The 9,501-nt window shown below is 66.1% G+C and carries 10 protein-coding genes; all 10 read left to right on the top strand.

The window, feature by feature from the left end; genetic code table 11:
- Positions 1 to 222 precede the first annotated feature (222 nt).
- The 10 genes from E8A74_RS51040 (at position 223) to E8A74_RS51080 (ending at position 9,188) form a co-directional block, all read left to right on the top strand.
- Positions 223 to 1,179 (top strand): hypothetical protein, encoded by a 957-nt coding sequence (locus E8A74_RS51040; protein WP_136936480.1) that lies wholly within the window; start codon positions 223 to 225, stop codon positions 1,177 to 1,179.
- Positions 1,176 to 1,634, top strand: a complete 459-nt coding sequence (locus E8A74_RS51045; RefSeq protein WP_136936481.1) for a transglutaminase-like domain-containing protein — start codon at positions 1,176 to 1,178, stop codon at positions 1,632 to 1,634. The genes E8A74_RS51040 and E8A74_RS51045 overlap by 4 nt, the downstream gene beginning before the upstream one ends.
- 4 nt (positions 1,635 to 1,638) lie before the next feature.
- Positions 1,639 to 2,367: a P-loop NTPase family protein gene (locus E8A74_RS51050; RefSeq protein WP_136936482.1), complete on the top strand. Its 729-nt coding sequence runs from the start codon at positions 1,639 to 1,641 to the stop codon at positions 2,365 to 2,367.
- 48 nt (positions 2,368 to 2,415) lie between these two features.
- Positions 2,416 to 4,779: a hypothetical protein gene (locus E8A74_RS51055; RefSeq protein ID WP_136936483.1), complete on the top strand. Its 2,364-nt coding sequence runs from the start codon at positions 2,416 to 2,418 to the stop codon at positions 4,777 to 4,779.
- 210 nt (positions 4,780 to 4,989) lie between these two features.
- Positions 4,990 to 5,646, top strand: coding sequence for a hypothetical protein (locus E8A74_RS51060; protein ID WP_136936484.1), 657 nt, complete (start codon positions 4,990 to 4,992; stop codon positions 5,644 to 5,646).
- Positions 5,647 to 5,748: 102 nt separating this feature from the next.
- On the top strand, positions 5,749 to 6,159 hold the full coding sequence (locus tag E8A74_RS51065; protein WP_136936485.1) for a hypothetical protein: 411 nt from the start codon (positions 5,749 to 5,751) through the stop codon (positions 6,157 to 6,159).
- A gap of 17 nt (positions 6,160 to 6,176) precedes the next feature.
- Positions 6,177 to 7,352, top strand: coding sequence for a hypothetical protein (locus tag E8A74_RS51070; RefSeq protein WP_136936486.1), 1,176 nt, complete (start codon positions 6,177 to 6,179; stop codon positions 7,350 to 7,352).
- Between the two features lie 14 nt (positions 7,353 to 7,366).
- Positions 7,367 to 7,765, top strand: a complete 399-nt coding sequence (locus tag E8A74_RS53700; protein WP_170230018.1) for a hypothetical protein — start codon at positions 7,367 to 7,369, stop codon at positions 7,763 to 7,765.
- Complete coding sequence (locus E8A74_RS51075) at positions 7,762 to 8,436, top strand: SpoIID/LytB domain-containing protein (RefSeq protein WP_170230019.1); 675 nt, start codon at positions 7,762 to 7,764, stop codon at positions 8,434 to 8,436. The genes E8A74_RS53700 and E8A74_RS51075 overlap by 4 nt, the downstream gene beginning before the upstream one ends.
- A gap of 2 nt (positions 8,437 to 8,438) precedes the next feature.
- The gene (locus tag E8A74_RS51080) at positions 8,439 to 9,188 is read left to right on the top strand and encodes a hypothetical protein (protein WP_136936488.1); all 750 of its coding nucleotides are present in this window, start codon (positions 8,439 to 8,441) and stop codon (positions 9,186 to 9,188) included.
- Positions 9,189 to 9,501: the final 313 nt, after the last annotated feature.

Below are 9,501 nucleotides of genomic sequence, written 5' to 3' on the forward strand. Positions count from 1 at the left end.
ACACCTGCATATGTCGCCAGCCGTGAAAATGTACCGACGGCTGGACCGACGCTGGTTAAATTGATCCCACAAAGTGGGATGTTGGAGCCGATGGTCCTACCGGATGGTTTATGGGATGACTTCTACTATGCTCAACCTGCGCCTGCTCCCGCGCCTGCTCCCGCAGCTCCGCCAACGATGGGGGTGGAGTTCGTGGGCCTGCTCAAGGTCGTTCTCGAAACGATGCGCTCGATCCTTGAGAACACGAAGCAGCCATCACCACCACCACAGGGAAACCAGACCCTCGAAGTCGTACAAGCGATCGTCCCGCTCCTCCAGCGGTCGCCGCAAAATTCGCTTGAATTCATGCGCGAGCTCGTGCCGCTGCTCCGGGGAAACGACGCCGGGAAGCCGAGCGTCGGTGCCGGGTATGAGCGCGGGATGGAGCGCGGAATCGAGCTCGCGAAGGCCCTCGGGGGCAATGGTGGCAGCGGTGGGGACGAGTTCGGCGAGATCGCCAAGCTGCTTACGCTCGTGAAGTCCGCGACCCCGTCACCACCTCCGCCGCCGCCTCCGCCGCCGCCTCCGCCGCCTTCGCAGGCGAATCCGTGGCCCACGGGGATGCCGGTTTCCTGGGAGGGATGGGAGATGATCCAGACCCCGATGGGGATGATCTTGCGGCAGGCCACCGCGCCGCAGCCCGCGCCATCGCCGACGACGCCCGCGCCGCCCGCACCCGCACCCGCGCCCGTCGAGCTCCCGCAGCTCGACCCGGTGGTGCCCGTGCGCATGCAGCCCGCGACGCCCGTCCAGTGCTCCGACGGCGAGCCGAATGTCGCGCCTCCGCCGAGGCCCCCGCCTCCGCCTCCGCCGCCCCCGGTGCCTTCTTTCGTGAGCGCACCGCTCCCGCCTCCTGTGCCGCCGCCCCCGCCGCCGCCGCCCACGAGTGCGCGCCACGAATCGCGGACGCACAAACCGACCCATCTCGCGCCGCATCTCACGGCCGCGGGCCTCGTTCCCGCTCCGTCTAATCCGTCGCCCCCCGCCGACCCGCTCGGCGGCGCCGTGGCGCAGGGCATCCAGCTCCTCGGCAACAACCCCGACCTCTTCGCGAAACTCCAGGCCCTCGCCTCGACCGGGTTCTCGCCCGAAGCCTTCGGCGAAGTGCTCGTCATGGCAGAAAAGGGCGGTGCCAAATGATCCGCCCGCGTATTGTCCACTTCCCCTCGAACCTCGCGAAAGCGCGTTACATGGCCGAGGGCAGCAAGCGCGATCTCCTGCTCCCAGAGGTCCAGCGCTGGGCCGCGGTGTTCCGGCGATTGCCGATGAACGAGCGCGCTGCGGCGATCCTGAAATTCTGCCAGTACGCGATCGACTACGTGCGCGATCCAAAGCGCGAAGTCCTCGAAGACTCGGCCGTGACGCTTTGCCGTGGCTTCGGCGACTGCGACGCTAAGACACGTGTCTTCGTGGCGATCTGCCGCGCATGCGGCATTCCGGCCCGCGAAAAGCCCGTCCGCCCGGAGCAGGACTTTCCGCACATCCTCGCGGAGGTCTTCGTCAACGGGCGATGGCAACCCGCGGACCCAACCATCTTGAACTCGACGATCGGGCGTATCCCGCCCGCGTGGCTCGCACGAACGAATTATTGGTGACGCCATGAGCAACAAACCGCCCCTTCGATGTGCCGTCTGTCTGCGGCGCCGGCCCCAGCTTTGCGGTGGATACTGCGCGTGCGGTGCGACCGTGTGGGAGCTCATCCCGCATGAGGTCCCGCCGGGCATCGTGGTGGAATCGCTGGAGGAGCGCAGCGCCCCCTTGCGCCCCACGCAGTTTTCCGCGCTGCTATCGCGTGCACTCGGGGGCGTCGTGCTCGGCTTGAAGGTGCTCGTCGGCGGGTCGCCCGGCGCCGGGAAGTCGACCCTCTGCGCAGAGCTCGCCGCGCAGATCGCCGCGAAGCTCGATGGCCTCGGATACTGGCTCGACGCGGAGCAGAACCGGAACCTCGTGCAGGAGCTCTTTCCGCGCACGGGTTCGTCGTCACGACACATTCGCCTCGTGAGCAGGCGCAGCGGAAGCGGCAGCAAGGTCGGATGGCGCGACGCTCTCCAGGCGGTGCCGCCCGACGCCGCCGTGATCGTCGTGGACTCGCTCCAACGCTGGGCGCGCAGCTACGTCGAGCAAACCACGCTCCTCGAAACCGTCGCGACGATGCGCCCCACGGTGCTCGTCGTCTCGCATTTCAACAAGGCCGGCCAGTTCGCCGGCCCGATGGGGAATGAATACGACGTCGACGCCACGGCCATCATCCGGCCGAAGAACATCGAAGTAACCAAGTGCCGCTGGAGCCTTTGCCCGCGCACGATCGAGCGTCCGATGGCCTCGTAGAGCCGTCGCACGAGACACAACCGAACCAGGGAGAGGAGGCATTTCAGTATGCCTAACGCTATCACTTTGTCTTACGAGACCGACGAGGAGACCAGCGGCGCGCCCGAAGAGGAAGGCGCGACAGCGACGCCGTTCGACGATACGGGAGATTTCTTCAACACGCTCATCAGCGGCGGGGGGCAGTTGCTTTCGTCGATCCTGGGGGGCGGTTCCAAGCCCAGCGGGGGCGGCGGTGGAATCGGCGAAAGCCTCGGCGCGATCGCCGGCGCAGGGCTCGGGACGCTCGCGGGCGGGGCCGGCGCTTCGATTGGCGCGAATCTCGGCAAGATGGCCGGCGGCGCGATGGAGAATCTCGTCCGCACGCAGGTCAAGAGGAAGCCGAAGCCCGGCAAGCCCCAGCGGAAACTCACGAAGCGCGAGCGGAAGATCCTCGCCGACGGCGAGCAGATGACGAAGCGCACCGGAGATCCGATGTATGCGCAGGAGGCACGGCTCCGCGTCTATCGCCCAGCGGAGTACAAGCGCAAGCGCGACGCGGGGCAGCTCTTGTCCCAGATCATCGCGGACGAGACCGAGCCGGAGGCACAGCCGGAGCCGGCCCGACGGCGTCTCCGGCTCGACTTCGGTGCAATGGCGGATACGCCTCGGCCGAAGGAGCCGGATGCGCGTTATGACGACACCGCGTCGCCCGATACGAGGCCGCGACCAGTGCAGCACGTCTCGGCCTCGCCGATGAGCGCGGCGCAGCTCGAGGCGATGGTTCGCGCCGTGCCGCTCTTGCGCGTGCACGACCCGCGGTTGCTGCGCACGCTCACGGGTGGCGGCGGCGCGCGCGACGTTTCGGGCGTCGATCCGACCACGGGCACGTATCACGCGGTGCCCGGCGAGACGCCCCACGGGATCACGAAAAAGCTCACGGGGCAGACCGAGCGCACACAGGAACTCCTCGCGGCGAATCCGGGCAAACCAGAGTCGGATCCGGCGTGGAACATCCCGCCCGGGTGGCTGCATTATGCTGGCGACACCGGCGCGAACCTCATCACGGCGCGCAAGTACGTCGTGATGAAGGACGACTGGCCGCAGAAGATCGCGACGAAGCTCGGTGCGTGCCCGGACCGCTTGAAATGGTGGTCGGAGCTCAAGGCCGCGAACCCGCACAAAACAACGCAATCGGGAAGCGGCAACTGGGTTTCGCTTTTCGCGGGCGAGGAGATCGGGATCCCCGACGCATGGCCCGAACACCCCCTCGCCGTGCCGATCCATGCGACCCCGACGCAGCCGTCCACACCTGGCGTTCCGGGACCAGGGAAAACGACGACGCTCGACCCTGCCGTCGTTCCGCACACGCAGGCGCTTCTCGCGAGCTGGGCATTGCGGAACCCGGGTGACTGCAACCCTTCGGACTTCGGAAGGAATCCGATGGACCTCGTCAGCGGATTCACGCGGAGAACGACGCAGGCGCTCGCCTCGTTCCAGACGTGGTGGAACAAGAAGCAGCCGACGAGGCCGCTCCCGACGACCGGAGAACTCGACCAGGCGACGTACAATGCGCTGGTCGAGGAAAACAACGCAGCGGGTACCCCCTTCGACAATGCATCGAGCGGCGGAACGAAGGCGGACGGACAATCGACGTCAGAACCCAAGACTGCCCCCACGACCGCAGGGTTGCCATCTGGAGTCAGTGTCCAATCGAGCACGAAGCCCGGCCATGTCCTCGTGGTGACGCCTATGGGGAGCTTCGACCTCCCCGCAACGCCGGGCTCGAAGCCGGGGACGGTGATCATCGACGTGCCGCTGCTCGGCAAGTACGAGATTCCGGCACCGACTGCGCAGCAGCAGTCCACGCCGCCGCCGCCTCCTCCTCCCCCTCCCGCAGCGCCTTCCGCTGGCCTGCCGGCTGGCGTGAGTGTCCAGCCGAGCACGAAGCCTGGCCATGTCCTCGTGGTGACGCCTATGGGGAGCGTCGACCTACCCGCGACGCCGGGCTCGAAGCCGGGAACCGTGGTCGTCGACGTGCCGCTGCTCGGCAAGTACGAGATTCCTGCGCCGCAGCAATCCTCCTCGGGCGGCACGACGAACTCGGGCAATACCACAACGGGCCCCCAGCTTGACGATAACCTGACCCCAGACGAGAGGGACGAAATCATCCTCGTCATGGAGAGCGAGTACAACCCCGACACACTCGACCAGTTGGCGGACATCTACGAGTCGCAAGGGCATCCGCTGACAGCCAAAGCCCTCCGCGAGCGCGCCCAGTTCTACCGGGCGCTCATCGCGGAGGGGGAGTTCATCGCACAGCAGGAGGGCGGCTCCGGCAATGGCAGCTCGACGCCCTCCACGTCGTCGAGCAGCAGTAGCGGAGGTCTGCTGCCCGTGATCGCCATCATCGGCGCCGGGCTCGCGTTCTCGTGACCGAATGGGGGGTCGCGTCGTCATATGCCTGATTACTTGCCTTTCTGGTGGTGGAAGTGGTGGCAACGGCACCAGAAGCCCGCGCCGTCTCCTGCCCCGACGCCGGCCCCTACTCCCCCTTCGTCCAGTCTTTTCCGCTGGCTGCACCAAGACCGCGATCTGACCACCGTGGGCGCTGCGGCACTCGAAACGGCAAAGCGAGGGACATGGATGACGCTCGACAAGAAGAAGCGTTCGCGCCAGTTCCGGGCGTTTGTCGTGATGTCTCTCCGCATCGCGCCGCTGTCATGGCGGCAGGTGCCGCTGGGGCAGATTGGGTCGCATCTCTACAGCACACCGGAGCGAAATGCCGCAGGCTCGGCGATTGCTCGCACGCTCGTCCTCCTCGCGCCGGACAACATCCGTCCCGGCTCCGACATCGTCACGAACGAGGGAGAGCCGACGCAAGGAACGATCGAGACCGGCGTCATCCATGCTGTGACCATTCTGCTTGTAACCGTCGTCGCCATTGCAGCGGCATACCTGGGCGGCATCGCCGCGCAGTCCATCCACGCCATCAATTTCGACGACGAGATCACCAACCGCCTCCTCGCCGCGCAGGCCCGCACGATGGAGATCCTCTCCCTACACGTCGAACGGGAACGCATCGCTGGGCACGAATTGCCCTTTGACGAAACAGAGCGCTCGATGCTCCTCGCACTCGAAAACGTGCAGCGGATCCTCGCCACGCAACGCCATCGGCCGCTCCCGTCTCCCTTCCAGGGCGCAACAGAGTTCGTCAAGGCGACGACGAGCTTTCTCCCTATGGCTTTACTCGTATTCGCAGCTTTCTTCCTCATCAAACACCATGACGAAAGGAGATCGTAACGCATGGCAGACACGAGAGTTCCTGTGGACCGCTCCCTCGTGGCGGTCCCACGCGCACGCGGCCGGTTTCGACGCCGGAGCAACGGGCATTGGGCTCGCGACGTGGGGACGGGGTTTCTCTACACCGCGGGCGCCGGTGCGGTGGTCGCTCTCCTCGCGAACCTGGACGACATCCGGAACAGCAAGGAGGTCAAGGACCACTGGTGGCTCATGCCGGTCGCGCTGGTCGCGATCGGATACATGCTGCGCAAGCGGCGTAATTCGCATGCGAATGCAGTGATTGCGGTGGGCGGAGCCATGTTCGCGCTTGCGTACATGGCGCAGCAGAAAGCCGCGCAGGCGGGGCAGCAGGCTCCGGTGAAGCAGAAGGCGTTTTACGGAGAGGATACGGCGGCACCGATGCTCACCGCGCCGCAAACGGGGTTCTGGCTCCAGACGCCCGACGGTCGTTTCGTACGATTGCCCCATATTTCGCGACGTATGCCGGCAACGCGCCTGCAAAACACCGCGTAACCAGGAGGGACACGATCATGAGCAGTGTACTGGATATCTTGCGACAATCCGACGAAGAGGGGGAGACCGCTTCGCCCTTCGCGGAAACCGACGAGTCCGATACCGCCGGTCCCGACGATGAAGACGACGACACGGCTGCGATCGAGCTCGAAGCCGAGGAAGAAGACACGGGCGACATCCGCGCGCTGCGCAAACGCGGGAAGAAGCAGGTCCCGCTCGAAGAGCTGCCCATGCTCCTGCGGCGTTCGCGGGCGCGCGGACAGCGCGCCGGGATGAAGAAGGCGCAGAAGGCACAGCCTCAGAAGCCGAAGCCGCGCCCGAAGTTGCCCCCCAACTACATCCCGCCGAACACCGGCGCGCGCGAACTCTTCAACAAGTGGACGGCACGCGACGCCAAGTTCGTGATGCGCCAGGACGGGCATTACTACTCCGTCGTCGAGATCCCGTGCAAGTGCCAGGGAACCGAGAAGCTCGCATGGCTGCACATCGCGAAGGGCGAATACACGCTCTTCAACGTCGCCGTCGGCGAGTCGATGACGTTTCTTGGCAACAACGCGACCGTGACGACCAACTGGACAAACCTCCAACGCCCCTCGAAGAACACGTACAGCGATCAGGAGTTTCTCATCCAGTCGATCACGATGCAGGAGGCCGGGCTCCGGGTCCGGTACGACGGCGCCGAGATCGACAAGATCGCGGGCCTCGGCGAGGCCAAGGGTGTCCTCACGGGGCAGGCGTGGTTGTGGGACGACGCAGGCACGTTCTTACCGAAGGAGATCTTCCACGACTTCAGCGGGGAGAACCTCCTATACCGGACGGTGCGCCGCTCCGCCGTCGTTTACTTCAACTGGGACAAGGCCCGGACCGGCGGTAATGCCACGTCGCGCAAGGTACTGATCGACCACCTGCGCAACGTACCGGACACGAAGGTGCGGACGCTCTCCCGGACCTCTGGCGGGGCGGCCGTCTTGCCGGTGCCGGACGGATACGTGTTCACCGACAACCCCGAGCGAAGCGAGCACGGGGCCTTCTCGGCGATCCTCCACATCCCGGAGGACATCGTGTTCCCGATCAAGCCCATTGACCTCGGAAGCGGTACGCCGAGCCGGCCGATCGAGGTGGGGCTGTACGTGCAGTTCTCGCTCAACGGGGTCGCGTTCGAGCACCACAAGGGTTCGAGCGTGACGGTCTGAAAGGTAGGAATGCCATGAGCGTGGCGGAGATCGACAGCGAAGCGAGGCAGAACATCGTCGAGACGGAGCCGCAGTTCGGCCCGTCGACACATTGCATCGTGATCATGGAGCAGCCGCCGCTGATGGGGGACGAGCCTCCCCCGCAGTGGCGGGTCTCCGCCACGCTCACGCTCCGCGACAAGGCGCTCGGAAAGGACCCGGTGCTGGCCGATCTGCCGACGGTGATCGTGGGACCGCTGATCCACAAGCGGCAGGTCGTCGCAATGGCGAAGTATCCCTCGCCGGTCGACCGATGGTCGTTCCGGTTCGAGAGCGATGCGGGGCGGGCGACGGCGCGGGTCTGGCTGCATCCGGGGACGTCTCCCGTGACGGAGTGCGGGATCTTCGTGGTCCGGCATCGCTTGGACGGATGAGCATTCCGATGGGAGACGAGTCTACGACGGCGCCGGAGCAGGTGCTCACGACGGCAGGGTGGCTTTCGCTCGATCTCGAATACGTGCCACGGGTGGTCGCGGGTGAGCATTTGCACGCGCATCCGGAGGCGAAGGCGGCGCTTGCCATCGCCGCGCGGACGTTCGTGCTCCGGGCGATGCGCGACCGACCGACGCTGGGGCGCACGACAGCGATCCCGAGCGGTGAGCAGTTTCAGGTGTTCTCGCGGTATTCCGGCGAGGGCTGCGTCAAGGCTTCGACGCGGACGCAGGGCATCGTGTTGCGTTACCAGGGGCGAATGATCCTCGCAAACCATGTCGCGGGAGCGTATTGGAAGCCGGATGGGTCGCACGGTCCTGATCCGACGAATACCGAGCGATGGGTGACCTACAACGCCGGGCGGCAGGGGCGTGATGTCATTCCGACCCATCTTTCGCTGCGCTCGCACCCTGGAAACCGTGGCTGCCTGGGGCAGCACTGTGCGCACTGGCTAGCCGCACAGGGATACGACTATGCCTCGATCCTCCGGTTCTTCTACGGGGAGGACATCGAGTTTCACGAGCTTTCCAGGGGCGAGAGAACCGGGCAGCTCGGTCAAGTGCTGTTCGGCGTGCTGGCGCTCGCAGTTCTCGGAGTCACCGTGCGGAGGTAGCCGTGGCGCTTCGGCTCGTGCAGGTTGGTGAAGGACATCCGAGGCCGCTGGTATTGGCGTTTCTGGTCGGGGTCGACCTCGATCCGAAACTGCGCGCGGCGTTCGGGCCACGGCCCTGCATCGTGGCGGACGGGGTCGCGACGGGCCCGATGATGGGGGAGCTCCTGGAGTTTGCACATCGCCGGGCCGGCCTGCGCGAGGTGTCGCGGCTCGCGCTCATCGGCTATTCGGCCGGGTGCCAGCGGGTGCGGGCGCTTTACCTGGCGGGCGTGCGGGCGAGCGCGTATCTGCTCGCGGACGGGACGCACGCATCCTGGCCCGCAGCCGAGTGGCAAATCGCCTGGCTGCGCGAGCTCGCGGGCGAAGCGCGGGCGGGACGGGCTCTCGTCGTCGCCACGCATACGATGCAGGTGTATACGGAGCGCCTGCCGGAGGGGAAGGCGTTTTGCTCGACGGTGCGGGTGTTGCGGATGGCGACGGGGTGGAAGCTCGATCGGGCGGGATCCCTCGATCGGCCCATCGTGACGCGCGAGGGCGCGCTGTGGGTGTACTCGTACGCGAGCGCGGACATCGACGCGCCTGCCCACGCGGCGCAGCTCGTCCGCGTCGTGCCCGAGCTCTGCGCGAGGCATCTGCGTCCATGGCTCGCGCACCTGGTGAACGTTCCACCACGACCGGTAGCTCCTTCGCTCCCCTTGGGCCTTCTCGGGATCCTCGCGAAGCTCTTGCTCGATCCGCCGTCCAGAACATAGGGTTGGCTCGTCGGGGTAGCCCCGACAAACAGACGCGCTGGGATCGAGTATAGTAGCCGAGGAGCAATGACCCTCGCACGGCTAACGATTCTTTCCCTCGCGGGCATAATATCGACCGCCCTTGGCGTCTACGTGGTGACTCCACGGCCCGTCGCCCCCTTGGAGGCCATGCGAATAGGGCCGATGCTAGTACATCATCCCGGAAGTTCGTAGTCGTTCCCATCCCTCCGCGCCCTCCTCCTCGGGTTCGTCCGAGAGCAACGGAGGGTTCGTCATGGAAACATCCTCTCCTGTTGTTCTGTTCAGGGGCACA

Origin of the sequence: Polyangium fumosum (assembly GCF_005144585.1) — a bacterium.
Lineage (GTDB): Bacteria > Myxococcota_A > Polyangia > Polyangiales > Polyangiaceae > Polyangium > Polyangium fumosum.